Origin of the sequence: Pseudomonas sp. BP11-1-1 (assembly GCF_052112105.1) — a bacterium.
Lineage (GTDB): Bacteria > Pseudomonadota > Gammaproteobacteria > Pseudomonadales > Pseudomonadaceae > Aquipseudomonas > Aquipseudomonas alvandae.
In genome coordinates, this window is sequence record NZ_JAUTYU010000017.1 from 1 (window position 1) to 17,748 (window position 17,748).

Genomic DNA, 17,748 nt, shown 5'->3' on the forward strand with positions numbered 1-17,748 from the left:
ATCATCATCCCCGGGAAAAACAGCCCTAACCCGCCCATGCCCCCAGACACCTGGGGCATCAATGTCGCGGCGGCCCTGGATAACTTCCCCGATGGCCTGCTGATACAGATCCCGGCCTGGGACGTCATGAACCTGGGCGACACGGTTGATGTGCGACTCAATTCCGCCGTCGTAACCTCGGGCTATATTGTTGACGACTCTCAGAAGGGTCAGACCATGACCCTGTTCATTGCCCCTGGACGCCTGAACACGAGCTATTTCACCTTGGACTATCAGGTCAAACGCATCGGCAGCAGTTTTCCGGAACCGTCCTTATCGACCAAGATTTACATCAAACTCGAACGCCCCGGTGGCAAGGATCAGAACGGCGATATCCCCGGCCACTCCGAGCTGCATATGCGGATTCCCGACGACATCCTGAACGGTGGCGTTGATGCCGAGACCGAAAACGTACCGATCACTATTCTCCCTTACCCGTATATCGCCGAGGGCGACCGCATTTGTCTCTCCTGGGGCGGAGAGTTCGTTTGGGAAACGGTCACGGCAGTGCAAGTCTCAGATCCCGACAACAACCCCATCGTCGTCGTTGTGGACAAGGACACCCTCGATAAATGGGACACCGGTGAAGAAGGCCTGGCCGTGGCCTTCGAGGTCCGCGACGTGGTCGAGAACCGCTCCGAGGACTGGAGCGCCGCAGAGCGTATCGTAGTCGACACGGGCAGCTCGCGGCTGCTTGCGCCGCTCATCGACGAGGCGTTCAACAACGTCCTGGACATGGACGCACTGGCCGACACCGATCCGGTGACCGCGCAAGTGGTGGTCATGGGCAAGGATTTTGCCGTCGGCGATCAGATCGAGATACGCCTTCGCGGCACGACGGACGATAGTGAGGTCGTGGATACCACCTACCCACTGGTAAGAATTGAGAGTCTCAACAAGGTCATCGATATCCCACTGCCCAGTGCCGATGTCCGTCCACTGGTCAACACCCAGGCGGTGTTTTCCTATCGCCTGGTCAAGGCCGACGGCTCTGGAGATCTGTTTTCCAAAGGTCAGTTCGTCAGCGTGATCGGCGAAGCCACGCAACTGGCCGCGCCCATCGCCCTGGATGCCATCGCCGGCACGCTCGACCCGGCCTTGCCGCGAACCCAGGTCCAGATCCCCTGGGACGACAGCATGACGGCAGGCCAGGCGATCAAGCTGCAATGGTTCGGTACCCGGCCAGGCAGCGCCTCGGTCTACTTGCCCGACTTGGGCCTTCACCTGATCACCACAGGCGAAGAACAGGCCAAGGCGCCTATCCCCATACCGGTCGAAGGGGTTCATCTGCGCGCGATCGAGGGGGGGACGCTGGACCTCTACTACCTGCTGCTACGCGACACCGACGCCCGTGAAGTGGTCAGCCGTGAGTCTCTGCATGCCGAACTGCTGAACATCGGCGAACCCAGGGCCGAACTGCCCAAGCCAGATGTCGAGGGTGAGCAGGATGGTGTGCTCGATCCCGAACAGGTACCTGCCGGGACCCGTTTGATTGTTCGACGCTATGCCGGGCAGACCTCCGGTGATGATGTGCACTACGTCTGGAAAGGCTCAAGCACCGGGACCCACACCGACTATGTCAAGCTCAATGCCATTACCGACAAATATGATGTGCCGTTTTCCATCGGCTTTGACCTGATCAAGGGCAACGAGGGCGGGACGGTGCAGGCGTCTTATTGGGTCAAACGGGTAGGCGGTGGGACTTCTGCCTCTGAGATATTAACGATAAGAATTGGCGCGGCCATGAATCTGGCTGCGCCCAGAGTCAAGCAGGCCAGCGGCGCTACGCCCAATCAGCAGTTGAATCCGGTGGCGGCCAAGGATGCGTTGACTGTGGTGGTTCCCGATTATGGTATTCAACCCGGCGATAAGGTCAGCGTGACGTGGTCCGGCACTGCCGGGGCCGGTTCCCATACCACCCCGGTACAGACATTGCCCGGCAGCCGGGAAATTCCGCTCCCAGTGTCGGTGCTCGCCTTCAACCTGGACAGATCGGTCACGGTTACCTACACCGTGACCCGTGACGGCAGCGAAGGGCCGGCGTCAGCCCCGCTGACGCTGAACGTGCAGGCGATGCCCGCGACGAGTTTGGCAATGCCGCTGATCCCCCAGGCGGCACAGGGCGGCCTCGGCCGCGAACTGGACCTGACCAGCTTCACCGGCAACGCGCGCGTGACCTGCGCGCCCTGGCCGCTGATCGCGGCCGGCCAGCGTGTGTGGCTGCGCGCCGAGGGCATCGCCCAGAACGGAGGAGGCGTTCACATCATCACGCTCTATACCGCCTCGGCAGTGAATTCCTCCGAAGTGAGCGCAGGGCTGGTCACGGACCTGCTGCGCAGCGAGCTGGTCCAGCTGCGCGACGGCTCTGAGCTGAAGGTTATCTTACAAGTCACGTTCAACCGTAGCGCAAGCCAGGACGAGACGGTGACTTTTCCGCTGCGCATTTACACGGTCAAAGCCGTTGAACTGATCGACCCGACAATCGACTCTGTCAAGGACCCGCAGAACACCGAGATACCAAACGGCGTCAAGACCAGCGCGACGACCATCACCCTCATCGGCAAGGCGTCGAACAACGAGCAAGTCGAGATCTTCGATGGCGCCACCTCGAAGGGCACCGCACCGGTCGATGCCTATGGTGAATGGCGTAAGCAGGTCACCGGCCTCAGTGTGACCAGGCACAGTTTCACCGCCAAGGGACTTTATGGCAGCCATCCGGTCTCGGCTGAGCGCACCTTGACCGTAGTACCCGGTATGGAGTTTGAAACGTCCCCAGTTCAACTCAATGGCAAGATTTACATAGTTAGAGGCGTCTTCGATTATTATCCGGGACTCAAAGAAGGTGCTTTCATCCAGCGAACGGCGAGCTACGGGACACTCCCTTATTCGTACCATTCCAGCGATGATCGGGTGGCCATGGTCGACACTATGGGGATGGTAACCGCACGTGGAAATGGAGAAGCCCATATTACAGCTACGGATGCAAACGGATTGTACAAAACATATTCCGTCACCGTGACGGGAGTCATAAGTTGCATCCGTGTAGACTATGGCATTAAGCGAGACATGGAGGCGGCGGCGACCAGTATTGGAGGTCGTCTCCCCAGTATTGCTGAAATTAGGGAACTTAGTGAGTCCTATACAACTCCCCCTCACCCCTTCGGCACGTATGAAACAGGATGGGTGTCCGATCTTTATATGCCAGGTATGTATGATCAGTTTTTTGATTTCCAACGTGGTGAGGTTTTTCTTCGTACTGTTCCCGCGACCGGTGAAAGATCCTTCAATTGCTTTGCACTCGTACTGCCTTAAAAAGCTAGTGCACAGGACTATATTGAGATAAATAGAATGATGCATCTATTATTCACTTGGCGAGCAATTTGGAAAGGAGCAGAGTAAGAGGATGCTGAGGGGCGGGTTAAGAATTACCAAGTGAAAGGATCGTTCCGAAGGCGTGCCTACTGTCAACTCTGACAGTAGGCACACCTCGATTTCCGGCATTGAATAACCCCAGACCTCATCCAACTGGGACCCTGCCATGGACACTGCCGACAACACCCCCCTGCTTCTTCAAGAGCTGACCATCCCTGACGGCGGACCCGCGTATCCGCCGGCTCCCGTAGGCAGCGTGGGCATCAATATTGCCGCCGCCAGGCTGGTCTTTCCCCACGACGGGCTACGGCTGCTGCTACCGCCTTGGGACAACATGGGGCGGGGAGACTCCTTCAGGATCAAACTGGGCACTATTCCAGTGGTGACGGGCTCCATCAATGAAGACGCTGAGGTGGACGAGCCGGTTGTACGGCACATCGCGGTAGGCGGATTGGTCGACGGCGACTTTGACCTGAGCTACGACGTGAGAATAGTGGGGGCCTCCAACTACGAGCCTTCGGAGGTGACGAAGATCCACGTCAAGGTCGAGTTTGCCCCACCCGCCCAACTTTGGCGCGGGCACGTCGGTACGCCATGCCGCTAGCGCTGGAGTAGGTCCCTATCGCTATAGCTCCAGCAACCAAGGTGTCGCCATGGTCGATGGAGCCGGATTGGTCACCGTTCGCCGCAATGGCAGCACGACCATTACCGCAACCGATTCGGCCTCGCCCCCACAGTCAAAAAGCTACACCGTGACAGTTACCGGTGTTTGGCTGTGTCATAACTTGGGAGGCGGTCATTACCAGGCGATTCGTAACGTAGCCGCCTCCCGAGGTTTGGGCATTCCGGATCTCGGTACATTGAATGCAATCAGCGTCGCCTACCGGGGTCGGTGGCCTTGGTTGGGAGCCTACACATGGTCCAGCAGTGTGAAGTTTCCGCTTCCGCCGGTGTACATGTATGCGCTGACCATGTCCAATGGCGCTACGTGGGGGTTGTGGGATCTTAATCCGGCTGGCACAGGCATGGGCATTGGCAGGTGAAACGCCGCCTCATTAAAAAATTGTCCGTTCATTAACGGCGCCAAACGAAAAAACCCTGCATAAAGGCAGGGTTCTTTCTGTTTGTCCTACGGGTATTGGCATTTACCAGTTGTAGCGCAATCCCACATTGGCACCGAATGGCATTTCGATATTCTTGCCACTGGCATAATCAAAGTCAGCGTGCAATTGCAAAGACTCACTGAGTTGCGCAGCTATACCGGCCCCCAGCTCAGCACGCGAACCCGACAAATCATTGTTGAACACATTGTTATTGACTTGGACCTCATTGTTTTTGGCGAACTCATGTGCCATCGCCACCCGGACATAGGGCTGCAGCACGGTGCCGTCGTCCAGCGTAAAGTTACGCCCGCCAGTCGTGCCGACCTTGCCGAGGAAAGAGCGGGTACGATCGCCTTCGGCCTGCATGCCGTTATCCAGACCATAATCCTGGCTCTGGATCACCACCGTCGAGAATTGGGTATAGGGTTCGATGAAGTAGTTGTTGTCCAGCTTGATATGCCGTCCGAACTCAACCGAGCCGCCCAGACCTGCAGTGTTGTAGGAACCCTTGGCACGGGCACCGTCACTCATGGAGACTTTTGCCTCGTTATGGAAACGGTTGAGCTTGAGTACACCGTCGAAGTAGTAGCCCGTGTCCGCGTCCAGCCAAGTGGTATAAGCGCCAAGGTAGTAGCTCTTCACGGTGCCTGAACTGCCGCGGCTCAAATCCAGGTCGGAGTTGCTGTGGCCCGCCATCGCACCGATGAGCCATTGTCCGTCACCCATGGGCAACGGCGCGTCGGCTCCCAGGGAAAAGCCCTGCTGAGTTTGCTTGTAGCCGGTACCGGAGGCCGCGTCCACGCTATATTTGTTGCCATAGGTACGGCCCCACGCGCCCGACTTTCCTCCGTTGAAACGCAACTCGCCCATGCGACTGCGCAAACTGGTCAGCTCGCCCAACCAAACTGTTGGGGCAGTATTGAATAGGGCCATGACCGTGCGGGTACCAGGGCTGACCGTCGCCGTCTCGGGATCGAGGAACCAATCAGTCCCCCCTGAACCATTCGCGGTGGAAACCAATTTATAAGAGTAGGTCCCGACATCCACCTGATCACCGACCAAGCCAAAGGTAGCGTCGCCCGCCGCCGTTTTCACCAGCGTCAGCGCTTGCGCAGACGTCGGATCGACGCCGGAGCCAGCCACCAGCAAAGAGTGATCGCCGCTGGCAACGCCGGTGACATTGAGGACATCATGCTGGTTAGTGGCAAAATCCACGTTCATGGCGAAGGTGCCATTGCCAGACAAAGTCCCCAGATCCAGCTGATAAAAATTATTGCCCTGACCCATGGTGACCCTGCCACCGTTCATCGCCAACGCGCCAACGCTGTTGCTGGCGGTCATTTCCCACTGGGAACCGCCGTTGATGGTCACGCCAGCGACATTGGTCAGACTGCCTTTAAACAGCGAACCGTTGGCCAAGGCCAAGTTGCCGGTGCTGCCGGCTTCAACGTTGAAATCACCGGTCATTTGAGCGCCGTTAAAGCTCAGGTTGGCGGTGCTGTTGCCAGTGACGTCGACATTGCCAGTAAGGGTGCTGTTGGCAACGTTGACCTTGGCCGTGGAGGTGCCTTGGACTTCGAGGATATTGCCGTTGCCGCCGGTCAGGGTCGAGCCGTTGAGGATGTCGATGCCAACATTGACACCATTGTTAACGCTGACTGCCGCGCCGGTCTGCCCGTGCACACTGGTGCTATTGAGCCTCAGGCTGCCAGTACCGACCCCCTGGGCATCGTTGATCATTCGAATGCCTTCGACCGTACCGGTGATGGTACTGCCAGTGGCGGTCACGGCACCATCGCGGATGCTCAGCCCCGCACTACCAGCCCCGGTACCGGTGACTATGGTATTGGTCAGTTCAAGCGTGCTCGCGCCGGTGATCTCCGCTCCCGCATCGACTCCGGTAATCCGACTGTTGGTAACAACGACTCGCGAACCGGTGGTCGTACCAATAATTCGGTTGGCCGACAGTCCCAGGAAGTCACCTGAAATGGTTGCGCCGTTAATAGTGCCGGTACTGTTCGTGACGGTGATGCCATCACCATCAGCGCCGCTGATAGTCCCCCCATCAATCGTGAGCGTGGAGCCGAATTGAATGATGATGCCCTGCGTAACGGCATTGGTCGCGTTCAGCGTGCTGCCATTGCGCACCAAGTAGGTATCGCTAACTGTCCCTGCATTGATATCCAAGGTATTACGATTGTCCACAAGCGTGGCTGCCAGCAGCGACGGGCTCAGCAGCAGCACGGGAATGACCGGTAATCGACGAAACAGGCATTTCAAGGTTACGGACGGAACTTGATAAAAAGAGTTCATGAGCGGCTTTTCTCCATTTCAATGGGGGAGTCCCCACCGGGAGCAGAGACTGACGGCGCCGAACAGTACGTAAAATTTCCACAATGATATGTAGGATTTATCCCGCAATGCTGAAGGTTTTTTCTTTAGCTGTTCGTGGGAAAATAAGTTCCCTCAGAGCAAACTGCCCCCTTCGCGTCACAAAACCTAAAGCCTAAAAAACAAGCGGGGACGTTTAACGCCCCCACCAATACCATCATTCAAGGCCCTACTACCTTACAAGTTTCTCCGCCTGTTAGAGCCATATATACCCTTACCAAATGCCGGACCGCAGGAACAGGGAAACCACCCATCGTTACGCTATACTCAATGCTACCCCATACATCCTCGGTCAGCCTAAGAGGCTCGTATATCAGATTCACGACAAACCCATTCGTGGCATCATTAATATCCGGCGTATAAGAAAACTCATGCTTCGTACCCGGCTTTTCTGTTGTTCCAGCCGCGTCCTGCCAACCTTGATACTTGAAGCTGAGCAGTTTGCCTTCCAACTCAGGCTCTGCCGGCACAAAAATTTTCGCAACCCAACCAAGACCTGGCTCATCTCGTAAGGACATACAGTTAAGCCACTCACCCAGATCGGGATCAAGGTGTTGAAACATGGCGCGTGGCACCGAGACATCTTTAATATAGACATTAACCAGCCTAGGGGGAGAAGTGTCCACATTATCATTCAAATCATGGGACACCACATAATGCACAGGCAATTCAATATCGTTACCCGCCGCATTAATTATCACCCAAGGGATAGTGAACGGAACAGGAAAATCCTTAGGCTCCATCCCTGTAACGGTATACACGCCCCCGGCAGTCGCAGGTATCGCAGTACCTTTCCAATAGAGTTGGATACTATCGCCCAACTTTCGCTCATCATAGATAGGAACCGTTGCAGTAGCGGGTTGATTAGCATCATTGATAGTCAATACGTTGACCGGATTAGTATTACTCCCACCCTGAACGTCCACCAATCTCAAGTTGGGATTGATCGGATCAGGATCCTCCGGATTAGGCTTGTCCGGGCCTGGCTTACGTAAATCAACCTCAATGTCGGCGCCCACAGGTTCTGGGTATGGCCGGTTCCCCCGCATAATGGAGTACTGGACATGAACAGTTTTGGGGCCTAAATCGACAGGGGTGCCCCTCAGAACTCTCAGCGACATGTCGCTGCTGAACGATGGAAATCCCGGTATTTCCGAGGCCGGGATCGGCGTACCATCCCAAGTCACTGCAAACTTGTCACCGGATTCCAATTCGTCATAACGATCTAACTGAACAGCCACACCCTCGTAAGCGTCCGCCAAGTCAATCATATAATCCGGAGCAGGCGCCAGCGGAACCGTCGGGGGCTGTAAATTTTGCGGGGCATCACGCAGTATCACTTCGACGGGTTTGAACGCAGAATTGGGACCTGTATTACCCACCCGATCCTTCAGGACATAGTAAATACTCTGGACCCCCTCATTTGAACCAATTTGAGCGGCAGTCAACTCAATAGTCATCGGAACGGTCAAGTCTGCCCGGGTTATAGAACCTACCAGTATTGCTGCTGGTAATCTGTCGCCAAAATAGACATCGACCACATCATTAATGTTCGCATCCGCGTACTCTGGAACGGTAATGGTCACAAAGCCAACGCGATCTAAATATTCTTTTGTAATACCATTGGCTTCCACTTCCGGAGGAAGAGTCACCTGACGTCCGGCGACATTATTGTTGGGTGGCGTCCTGTCGATAAAAACATTAACCATACTTGCTATTGGGGTGGATTCGGAATTCCCTCCAATGCTTACTCTATAGCCTAGTAAATGACTCCCAGACTGCGTTGTCCTGTCCGCAGGAATTTCAAGAATAAATGGAAACTCAGTATCGGGAATCGGCGTATCGAAATTTGGTGTCCGGAATCCTGCAGGAAAATTATCCCACAAAAGCTGTATAAACCCTGGAGCCGTTTGAGAAGAAGTGTCAAATTTATGCACTTCAACCTTCAATGGATAACCTTGATGTTCACTGTGTAATTTATCGCCCTCATCATCACCCGTGTCAGGCAGCAAAGGATTATCAGCATGCAGCTGAGGCGAGGGCAAGTCAACTTTTGGAGCATTGAGTCGCAGCAAACGATAATTAATGCGCGCTTGTTCAGCGACCGGTATTTTTGGGGACTTTGACATTTCATACTCTCCAGTGGATTAAATGAGCACACTTCGCCCATGGAAAACCTTCGGCACTCAGACACTCCTGCTTGTTGCCCGAAAACCGCTTAAAGCTGACACGATCAAGCTTATATGTGGCCACCCGTACTCCGCCCCTGACTACGCCTCCTAACACAAATCATTTTCAGGCGAACATATTGCACCACTCGGCCTTGTCCTATTGATTTTTACAAAATCACTCTTCGACCGCCCCACGCCACCATTGACCTTTTCCAAACGATAGTAAGCCAGACCGGAGTTATTATTCACCATGGGGGCAATCAACGTGTCATAGGGGAGAATCACGATGTCAAAGCCATTGATCGCCTCGTCAGCTGTCAGTGTTTTGCGAAACTCATCCGTCACTCCCGGAATAGGATCCGTACCATTCAAGTTGTAGCAGCCCTGCCACGTCAAGATGACTGAATCTCCCGCATCGAAATTCGAATTGCCGTCAACTCTTACCGTTATGCCCTCCCATAATCTAGGCACAGAACAGCACTCCAGATAACCTTGTGTATCAGCATGAGGAAACCAAGGCTCCTTGAGGTTCTCAATCATTACAATGGAAACGTCGACCTCCGTGACCCGTGACACTTGTTGGTTCACGCCGTTGTCAGTCGTGTAGTAAACCGGTAAGGCCCGGTTATTTTTATCTTGCTCGATTGCCGCCCAAGGAATAGTGAATGGGATAAGTTTCCCAGACAGATCACCCGGTTGCACGATATAAAAATCTACGGGATTAACGACACTTCCCCAATACACTTCGATACGTTCCAAGGGCCGGGGGGCATCGTATAGTTCAAGCGTCGCCGGAGCCGACAGCCCGTCATCCAGGCCGACTAACCGGTTTAGAAGACCAGAGACGCGCCCGCGTACTTCAATCTTGGCCAATGTGGTATTCAGCAGCGCCGGAGCATTAACATGATCCTGGCCGGCGATGGTGAAATCGGCAGGCGTCGATGTCGGTGGCGAAGGCAGTGTCCATTGCTGCCCGTTACGCACTCGATAGTCCACCCGCACCGTCAGGGGACCCAACCCTTTGTCGGTCAACGTCTGCCAAGGTACGTAGATGACCTGGGGCCATTGCATCGGATCGACAGGATGCTCATCCAGATCCGTACCGTCCCAATTGACCACGATCTTCTGGGTACCGTTCGAATGGTCATAGTCATCGATTTCAACCGTCACCCCTCCTTGATTCGTGGCGCCCTCGCGGGCATGTTCACGATCAATCAACCCCCTGGTTGATAATGGGATGCGCGGTGGCTTGAGATTTCCAGGAGCAGGCGTCAAGTCAACCTGAATAGCCGACACTGCCGATCGGGGTCCTATATTACCGGCCAAGTCCCTCAATCGATAATAGGCATATCGTGTACCGCCCCCCGCCTGGCGAATGTCAGCTTCATCGTAAGTGATAAATAACTGGTTGGTATCGATATCCTCCTGGCTAAATTCCTGCTCCCTGATAAATCCATCAGGGTCTGGGTCAGGTGGAATCTCCTGGCCCGTCCAATAGTAAAGAGCTCGATCTTTTGCGGCAATTCCACCATAACGTGTTATCCGGACCCGGACTTCCCCTTCTCTGCTCAGGTAGTCTTCGGTGATCACACCATTCAATTCGGTAGGAAAAATGATCATTCCAGGCTGTTGATTATAATTAGGCGCTTCAGTATCTACCGTCACTAACCGTTTCAGCGATTCGCCGTCTGGGTTACCGCCTACTGTGATGATGTAAGAAAGCTCATAGACGCCGTGCACCAACTTGTCCCTGGGAACGAATACAGTCTTGTCTCCAGGAGGGATCGGTGGGTCATATTCAAACTGACGAACTGATATAAATGGAGCCCCCGCCCGGCGCCAGCCAATATCCAAATAGTGAGTGAGACTCTGGTCTCCACCCCAGTCAGGGACAATAACTTCGAGATCAGTTACCAGTGCCGTAACGGGCAGTAAGCCATCAGCCCTTTGAGCGCCATCGTCATCCCTGATAATTGCGGGCACTTTAGGCATTTCAAAATCGGCCTGGATATCAAAGTGAGAACTGGTTACCGGTCCTACAGAAGCAACTTTCCGTAGAAGAGCCATTATTCATGCCCCTTGATTAAATGTTGGCTGGCTACATTTAACGCGAACTCAATGCCTGGACTAATTGACCAGGGATGCAAAACCTTGGAGTTATTCAACCCCTCTTTTCGAAGCGTGCCTACTGTCAGAACTTACAGGTATCAACACCGCTCGTCGGCTTTCCAAGCGTGAACAGACGTCAAACGCATAAGAACAGTTCTGGCAGACCAGAACGAAAATAAGCGCAAGGAATGCGCTTAATGGGTGTTGTTTTAACGCACAAGCCTCAGGCGTCTTGCAATGATTGTGTTGCACATAGAACAATCCGTTGACACGCCGCCACCAACTTCACCTGATCGACCACCAACCCGATTCGAATATGCCCCGCCGCGCTCGGCCCAAACGCCTCCCCCGCCAACACCGACACGCCATACCCGTCCAGCAGCCGCTCGGCAAACGCTTGAGCGCCCAGCCCGGTCCCACGTACGTCAACCATCACGAACATGCCGCCATCGGGCCGGACCGGTTTGAGACCCGGGCAGTTTTCAAGCGCCATGCACACCAGCTCACGGCGTTGGAAATATTCCTCGCGCATCCGCGCCACTTCAGGCAAGTCTTGATCGAGGGCAACCTGGGCGGCGCGCTGGACGAAATCCGGCAAGCCAAACAGCATGCACAGGGACAGGTTGGAGAGGTGTTCGGCAAGGGGTTCGGGGCCAATCGCCCAGCCGATGCGCCAGCCGGTCATGGCGTGGGACTTGGACAGGCTGTTGATGGTCACGGTGCGCTCGGCCATGCCCGGCAGGCCCGCCGGGCTGATGTGCTGGCCTTCGTACAGTAAGTCGCTGTAGACCTCGTCGCTGATCAGCCACAGGTCATGGTCAATGCACAGGTGCGCGAGTGCTTGCCAGGTCGGCAGCGCCAGGCTGGCGCCGGAGGGGTTGTTCGGGCTGTTGAGGAGCATGGCGCGGGTGCGTGGGGTAATCAGCCGGGCGACGTCGTTCGGCTGGACGCGGAAGCCGTTTTCCGGCGTCACCGCCACCGGAACCACTTTCGCTCCGCAGGCGCCGAATACCGCTTCGTAGGTGACGTACATCGGCTCGGCGACGATCACTTCATCGCCAGGGTCGAGCAAGCATTGCGCGACGGCATAGACCGCGCATTGGGCACCGGGCAGCACCGTGACGTGCTCGGCGCCGACCGGTTGGCCGCAGCGCTGTTGATGCCGTCGGGCGATGCTTGCGCGCAACGAGTGCAGGCCCCGCGTATCCGAATAGTGCGTATCGCCCGCCCGCAGGCTGGCGACGGCAGCCTCGACAATAGCGGGCGGGGTGTCGAAATCCGGATCGCCCACCGAGAGCAACAAGACTTCCCTGCCCTCCTCACGCATGGCCAGCGCCCGGTCGTGAATGTCCCAGGCGGCGGCGCCGTCACCGGTGATGCGTTGGGTCAAGGCTGAAAAGCGCATGGAATCTCCTGTGAGCGCGGTGTCCAGCCTCAACCCTATCTCAAATCACGAAACGCGCCACCGCCGCATTCAACCCCACCGCCAGGCGCGACAGTTCGTGGGTGGCGTCGCTGGTCTGTTGCGCGCCGCTGGCCGACTGGGTGGCCAGGTCGCGGATGTTCATCAGGTTGCGGTCCACTTCTCGCGAGACCTGGGCCTGTTCTTCAGACGCACTGGCGATGACCAGGTTGCGCTCGTTGATCTGGTGGATCGACTGAGTGATCTGCTCCAGCGCCACGCCGGCGGCCCGGGCCAGTTCCAAGGTGCTTTGGGTGCGCTGGTTGCTTTGCTGCATCGACTGCACGGCCTGGCCGGTGCCGTTCTGGATGCCGGCAACCATTTTTTCGATTTCCTGGGTTGATTGCGCAGTGCGATGGGCCAAGGCGCGGACTTCATCGGCCACCACCGCGAAACCCCGCCCGGCCTCGCCGGCGCGGGCGGCTTCGATGGCGGCGTTGAGGGCCAGCAGGTTGGTCTGTTCGGCGATGGCGCGGATCACGTCCAGCACCTTGCCAATGTCGCGGCCCTGGATTGCCAAGCCTTCAATCATCGAGGCGGTGGCTTGCACGTCGTGGGTCATGGTCTGGATCGCGTCGACGGTTTCCACTACCCGTGTGCGCCCCTCCTGGGCGGCCTGGGTCGACTGGTTCGACGCTTCGGAAGTCGACACGGCGTTGCGGGCGACTTCTTCGACGGCGGCGGTCATTTCATTGACGGCGGTGGCCGCCTGCTCGATTTCATTGTGCTGTTGTTGCAAACCTCGCGAAGATTCCTCGGTGACGGCGCTCAGCTCCTCGGCGGCGGCGCCCAGTTGGGTGGCGGAGCCGGCAATCTGCTCGATGGTCTGGCGCAGGCTGCTTTGCATCGCGCCAAGGGCCTGGAGCAACCGGGCGGGTTCGTCCTTGCCCTCGTCGGTGATAACGGTGACCAGATTGCCTCCGGCAATGGTCCGTGCTGCTTCGAGGGCCCGATTCAGGGGCGTGACGATGCTGCGGGTCAGCAGCAGGGCCAGCAGCACGGTGGCCAGCGCGGCGATGATCGAGACGACGAGAATGCCAGTGATGGCGCTGTTGTAATAGGCGCCGGCCTGGTCCGACGCTTCATGCCCCTCCGCCACGCTCATTGCAATGAGCTTGTTGAGTTGCTCGCCCATCTGGTCAGTGCCTTCCTTGATCCGTGTGTTGATGAGGCTGCGCAACGCGTCGGCCTTGTCTTGTCGGGATAGATCCAGCATTTCCTTCTGGGCCTGGAGGTAGTTTTCCAGGGTTTTCGAAAAGACTTTATACAGCTCAGCTTCATCTGGCTCGGCGGGCAGCGCTGCATAGGCTGCATTCGCCTTGTTGAGTTTTTCCACCAGCACGCCGATGCGGGTCTCGGCCTCGCTGAGGCTGGCGGGGTCGCGGTTGACCAGGATGCGAAATGAAAGAATGCGCATGCGCAGCACGTTTTCAAGGACATTGGCCAGGTGACCGACGGCGGGTAACTGGGTCTGCTCCATGTCCACCGACGCCTGGCGAATGACGGACATGCGATTGGCGGCGAACACGCCGAGCACAACGACCAATAGCGCAATGACGGCAAAGCCGAGAAAGGCTCGGGGGGCGATATTCAAGCTACGTAGGGACATGGGAAGACCTCGGTGGTGGGTCGAGCGTCCATGCCGCCGGCGTATCGATTGGGATAATTATGTGTACGCCTACCGGGTTATCGGCTGGGCTTGAGGCTTTTTGCAGGAGGACGATGAAATATATTCCCGGCGTGTTCAATTGACGCCCCGCCCTCGCCCATGGTCTCCTGTGCGCCAGTTTGGGTGCCCTTCACAGGGTGAAACGGGAAACCGGTGAATCGTGTGCTTTACTTCAAGGCCACGTCAGTCCGGTGCTGCCCCCGCAACGGTAAGCGAGTGAAGCGTCGAATCCACTGTGCATGCGCATGGGAAGGTGACGCTTGCAGGCACGGCTCAAGCCCTGTCCCTCGTGAGCCCGGAGACCGGCCCATGACTCATTTTCAACAAACCCGCGGTGGGCGGGCGCTGTTCGAATCCCGGCGAGCCTTTGCCCGGGTTTTCATTGCGCTCGATCCGCCCGCTGACAGACCAGAGGGAAGCGCCATGTCGACCATCAGCAGCACCGCCCGCTCCACCAGCAGCACCGTTACCCTGAGCCAGCGCCTGAGCGCGGCGGTCCTCGCCTCGATCCTCGGCGCGGGCCTGGTCTATTTCGCCGGTTTCTCCCACATCGAAGCAGTGCACAACGCAGCCCATGACACACGGCACAGCGCCGCGTTCCCGTGCCACTGAGTGCTGCCGACATGATCAAGCGTATCGCGCAAACCGCTGGTTTCAGCGGGCTACTGGCAGCCCTGCTGCTGACTCTGCTGCAAAGTTTCTGGGTGTCGCCGCTGATTCTCCAGGCGGAGACTTTCGAGAAGGCCCCGGCGACCGAGGTCCATGAACATGCCGCTGGGGCTGCACATAGCCATGACGCCGAAGCCTGGGAACCGGAAGACGGCTGGCAGCGTGTACTGTCCACGACGGGCGGCAATCTGGTGGTCGCGGTGGGTTTTGCGCTGATGCTGGCGGGCCTGTACACCTTGCGTGCACCGACGCGGACGTCCCAGGGCTTGCTTTGGGGACTGGCCGGTTATGCGACTTTCGTGCTGGCGCCGACTCTCGGCCTGCCACCGGAATTACCCGGCACGGCAGCGGCGGATCTGGCCCAGCGGCAAATGTGGTGGATCGGCACGGCGGCGTCCACGGCAGTGGGCATCGCACTGATTGCATTCGGTCGGCATTGGCTGTTGAAGTTGCTGGGCCTCGCCATCCTGGTGACGCCTCATGTGATCGGCGCGCCCCAGCCCGAAGTGCATTCGATGCTGGCTCCCGAGGCGCTGGAAAGTGAGTTCAAGCTCGCCTCGCAATTGACCAATGTTGCATTCTGGCTGGCCTTGGGCCTGATCAGCGCCTGGCTGTTTCGCCGGGGCACCCAGGCCCACCACGACGCATGAGCAATGGGCCGATTCTGGTGGTCGGCTTCGGCTGCCAGCGCGGTTGCCCGGCCAGTGTCCTGCGGGCACTGCTTGACCAGACTTTGCAGGCCCATGGTATTGCGCTTGATCAGGTACGGGCATTGGCCAGCATCGAACTCAAGCGTGACGAACCCGGGCTGCTGGAATTGGCGGCGCAATTGTCACTGCCGCTGACGTGTTTCACTGCCGAGGAGCTGGCAGGCTATCAAGCACGGCTCAGTCATCTGTCCGAGATTGCCTTTGAGCGTACGGGCTGCCACGGCGTCGCCGAAAGCGCCGCCCTCGCGCTGGCCGATCGATGGGGTTCTTCCCCCGCGAGTTTACTGGTTACCCGCCAGAAGGCTGCACAAGCCACGCTGGCATTGGCGACGGCTTCGTAACACTCGATAATCGCCGCTGGAATCATGAGCGCCGCTCATGCACCCCCACTCTCAACAGGAAACCGGTCATGACCGTCTTCTTCATCGGTGCCGGCCCCGGCGATCCGGAACTGATCACCGTCAAGGGTCAGCGGCTGATTCGCAGTTGCGCCGTGATTATCTATGCAGGATCCCTCGTTCCGGCAGCCGTGCTGGAGGGCCATCGCGCCGAACGAGTGGTGAACAGCGCCGAGCTGCATCTGGAACAAATTATCGAGCTGATCAAAGACGCCCATCTCAAGGGGCACGACGTAGCCCGTGTGCATTCCGGCGATCCGAGCCTTTACGGCGCCATCGGCGAGCAGATCCGCTGTCTGCGCGAACTGGACATTCCTTTCGAAATCATCCCCGGCGTAACCGCCACGTCAGCCTGCGCCGCCCTGCTCGGTGCCGAGTTGACCTTGCCCGACGTGTCCCAGAGCGTGATCCTGACCCGTTACGCGGACAAAACCGCAATGCCCACAGGGGAAGAGCTGGTAAGCCTGGCGCAACACGGGGCGACCATGGCGATCCACTTGGGGGTCAACCACCTGGAAAAAATAGTCGACGAGCTCCTGCCCCACTACGGCGCGGATTGTCCGATTGCGGTGATTCACCGGGCGACGTGGCCGGATCAGGATTGGGTAGTGGGAACGCTGGAGGACATCGCCGGGAAGGTACAGGCCAAGGGCTTCAGGCGTACGGCTTTGATTCTGGTCGGACGTGTGCTGGGCAATGATGTATTCAGCGAATCATCGCTGTACCGCGCCGGGCATGCGCATCTCTACAGGCCCTGACCTATCGGCACACCCGGATCCCTTGTGGGAGCGAACCTGCTCCGGGCGGCGATCCGACGAAGGCGGTGGGTCAGCCGGTGATGATGTCGGATGGGCTGGCCCCTTCGCGGGTAAACCCGCTCCCACAGGAATCGCAGAGGCTGTTGTGGCGAGGGAGCTTGCTCCCGCTGGACCGCGAAGCGGTCCCCAGGGCGACTCACGCGTCCATCACGGAGGACACGCGGGTTGCCTTGCGATTGCTACGCAATCGAGCGGGAGTAAGCTCCCTCGCCACAGTGTTTTGCGCGCAGCGAACACCTATCAGTAGTAGGCGTTTTCTTTCTGCGTATGGTCGGTCACGTCGCGCACGCCCTTGAGTTCCGGAATACGCTCGAGCAAGGTGCGCTCGATGCCTTCCTTCAAAGTCACGTCGGCCTGGCCGCAGCCCTGGCAGCCGCCGCCGAACTGGAGCACGGCGATGCCATCTTCCACCACGTCGATCAACGATACCTGGCCGCCGTGGCTGGCCAGCCCCGGGTTGATCTCGGTTTGCAGGTAATAGTTGATGCGCTCGTTGACCGGGCTGTCGGCGTTGACCATCGGCACTTTCGCGTTCGGCGCCTTGATGGTCAGTTGGCCGCCCATGCGGTCAGTGGCATAGTCGACCACCGCATCGTCCAGGAAAGCTTCGCTGAACGAGTCGATGTACGCGGTGAAGCTCTTGAGCCCCAGCGCGGTGTCTTCGGGTTTTTCTTCCCCCGGCTTGCAGTAGGCGATGCAGGTTTCAGCATACTGGGTGCCGGGCTGGGTGATGAAGATGCGGATCCCGATACCCGGGGTGTTCTGCTTGGACAGCAGATCAGCCAGGTAATCGTGGGCGGCATCGGTAATGGTAATGGCGGTCATGGAAACTCCTCG

At 57.6% G+C, this 17,748-nt stretch carries 13 protein-coding genes and 1 riboswitch; of the genes, 7 read left to right on the top strand and 6 right to left on the bottom strand.

The genetic code is table 11. The features are described from left to right. Positions 1 to 36: 36 nt before the first annotated feature. The 3 genes from Q7C33_RS23580 (at position 37) to Q7C33_RS23590 (ending at position 4,454) form a co-directional block, all read left to right on the top strand. Entirely contained in the window at positions 37 to 3,351 is a 3,315-nt protein-coding gene (locus tag Q7C33_RS23580) for a hypothetical protein (protein ID WP_407684236.1), read from the top strand. 226 nt (positions 3,352 to 3,577) lie between these two features. Then, the gene (locus Q7C33_RS23585) at positions 3,578 to 4,015 is read left to right on the top strand and encodes a hypothetical protein (RefSeq protein ID WP_407684237.1); all 438 of its coding nucleotides are present in this window, start codon (positions 3,578 to 3,580) and stop codon (positions 4,013 to 4,015) included. Next, positions 3,963 to 4,454, top strand: coding sequence for an Ig-like domain-containing protein (locus Q7C33_RS23590; RefSeq protein ID WP_407684238.1), 492 nt, complete (start codon positions 3,963 to 3,965; stop codon positions 4,452 to 4,454). The genes Q7C33_RS23585 and Q7C33_RS23590 overlap by 53 nt, the downstream gene beginning before the upstream one ends. 102 nt (positions 4,455 to 4,556) lie before the next feature. On the opposite strand, the gene Q7C33_RS23595 is transcribed toward Q7C33_RS23590, so the two are convergent. The 5 genes from Q7C33_RS23595 to Q7C33_RS23615 all read right to left on the bottom strand — a co-directional run bounded on the left by Q7C33_RS23595 (position 4,557) and on the right by Q7C33_RS23615 (position 14,256). Continuing rightward, positions 4,557 to 6,827 carry an autotransporter outer membrane beta-barrel domain-containing protein gene (locus tag Q7C33_RS23595; protein WP_407684239.1) on the bottom strand — a complete coding sequence of 757 codons (2,271 nt, stop codon included), beginning with the start codon at positions 6,825 to 6,827 and terminating at the stop codon, positions 4,557 to 4,559. 239 nt (positions 6,828 to 7,066) lie between these two features. Beyond that, the gene (locus tag Q7C33_RS23600; protein WP_407684240.1) at positions 7,067 to 9,034 is read right to left on the bottom strand and encodes a hypothetical protein; all 1,968 of its coding nucleotides are present in this window, start codon (positions 9,032 to 9,034) and stop codon (positions 7,067 to 7,069) included. A 150-nt stretch (positions 9,035 to 9,184) separates the two neighbouring features. Next, positions 9,185 to 11,143: a hypothetical protein gene (locus tag Q7C33_RS23605; protein WP_407684241.1), complete on the bottom strand. Its 1,959-nt coding sequence runs from the start codon at positions 11,141 to 11,143 to the stop codon at positions 9,185 to 9,187. A gap of 265 nt (positions 11,144 to 11,408) precedes the next feature. Then, complete coding sequence (locus Q7C33_RS23610) at positions 11,409 to 12,590, bottom strand: pyridoxal phosphate-dependent aminotransferase (protein WP_407684242.1); 1,182 nt, start codon at positions 12,588 to 12,590, stop codon at positions 11,409 to 11,411. Positions 12,591 to 12,630: 40 nt separating this feature from the next. Continuing rightward, positions 12,631 to 14,256, bottom strand: a complete 1,626-nt coding sequence (locus tag Q7C33_RS23615) for a methyl-accepting chemotaxis protein (RefSeq protein ID WP_407684243.1) — start codon at positions 14,254 to 14,256, stop codon at positions 12,631 to 12,633. A gap of 164 nt (positions 14,257 to 14,420) precedes the next feature. After that, positions 14,421 to 14,641, top strand: a riboswitch (cobalamin riboswitch). 98 nt (positions 14,642 to 14,739) lie between these two features. Between Q7C33_RS23615 and Q7C33_RS23620 the strand changes: the two genes are divergently transcribed. The 4 genes from Q7C33_RS23620 (at position 14,740) to cobM (ending at position 16,851) form a co-directional block, all read left to right on the top strand. Next, positions 14,740 to 14,928: a CbtB domain-containing protein gene (locus Q7C33_RS23620; RefSeq protein ID WP_030137974.1), complete on the top strand. Its 189-nt coding sequence runs from the start codon at positions 14,740 to 14,742 to the stop codon at positions 14,926 to 14,928. An 11-nt stretch (positions 14,929 to 14,939) separates the two neighbouring features. Next, a complete protein-coding gene (locus tag Q7C33_RS23625) occupies positions 14,940 to 15,635 on the top strand; it encodes a CbtA family protein (protein ID WP_217861649.1) in 696 nt (231 codons plus the stop codon). Next, a complete protein-coding gene (locus tag Q7C33_RS23630; RefSeq protein ID WP_217861648.1) occupies positions 15,632 to 16,036 on the top strand; it encodes a cobalamin biosynthesis protein in 405 nt (134 codons plus the stop codon). The genes Q7C33_RS23625 and Q7C33_RS23630 overlap by 4 nt, the downstream gene beginning before the upstream one ends. Before the next feature lie 68 nt (positions 16,037 to 16,104). Continuing rightward, positions 16,105 to 16,851, top strand: coding sequence for a precorrin-4 C(11)-methyltransferase (gene cobM / locus Q7C33_RS23635; protein ID WP_030137971.1), 747 nt, complete (start codon positions 16,105 to 16,107; stop codon positions 16,849 to 16,851). Between the two features lie 300 nt (positions 16,852 to 17,151). Here the strand turns inward: cobM and nfuA are convergent, their stop codons facing one another. Continuing rightward, complete coding sequence (gene nfuA, locus Q7C33_RS23640; protein ID WP_003182850.1) at positions 17,152 to 17,736, bottom strand: Fe-S biogenesis protein NfuA; 585 nt, start codon at positions 17,734 to 17,736, stop codon at positions 17,152 to 17,154. Positions 17,737 to 17,748 lie beyond the last annotated feature (12 nt).

Bases quoted from the DNA above. Each gene is read 5' to 3' on its own strand.
- Q7C33_RS23595 (WP_407684239.1), bottom strand. From the start codon at position 6,827: ATGAACTCTTTTTATCAAGTTCCGTCCGTAACCTTGAAATGCCTGTTT.
- Q7C33_RS23615 (WP_407684243.1), bottom strand. From the start codon at position 14,256: ATGTCCCTACGTAGCTTGAATATCGCCCCCCGAGCCTTTCTCGGCTTT.
- cobM (WP_030137971.1), top strand. From the start codon at position 16,105: ATGACCGTCTTCTTCATCGGTGCCGGCCCCGGCGATCCGGAACTGATC.
- Q7C33_RS23580 (WP_407684236.1), top strand. From the start codon at position 37: ATGCCCCCAGACACCTGGGGCATCAATGTCGCGGCGGCCCTGGATAAC.
- Q7C33_RS23625 (WP_217861649.1), top strand. From the start codon at position 14,940: ATGATCAAGCGTATCGCGCAAACCGCTGGTTTCAGCGGGCTACTGGCA.
- Q7C33_RS23610 (WP_407684242.1), bottom strand. From the start codon at position 12,590: ATGCGCTTTTCAGCCTTGACCCAACGCATCACCGGTGACGGCGCCGCC.
- Q7C33_RS23620 (WP_030137974.1), top strand. From the start codon at position 14,740: ATGTCGACCATCAGCAGCACCGCCCGCTCCACCAGCAGCACCGTTACC.
- nfuA (WP_003182850.1), bottom strand. From the start codon at position 17,736: ATGACCGCCATTACCATTACCGATGCCGCCCACGATTACCTGGCTGAT.
- Q7C33_RS23605 (WP_407684241.1), bottom strand. From the start codon at position 11,143: ATGGCTCTTCTACGGAAAGTTGCTTCTGTAGGACCGGTAACCAGTTCT.
- Q7C33_RS23630 (WP_217861648.1), top strand. From the start codon at position 15,632: ATGAGCAATGGGCCGATTCTGGTGGTCGGCTTCGGCTGCCAGCGCGGT.
- Q7C33_RS23600 (WP_407684240.1), bottom strand. From the start codon at position 9,034: ATGTCAAAGTCCCCAAAAATACCGGTCGCTGAACAAGCGCGCATTAAT.
- Q7C33_RS23585 (WP_407684237.1), top strand. From the start codon at position 3,578: ATGGACACTGCCGACAACACCCCCCTGCTTCTTCAAGAGCTGACCATC.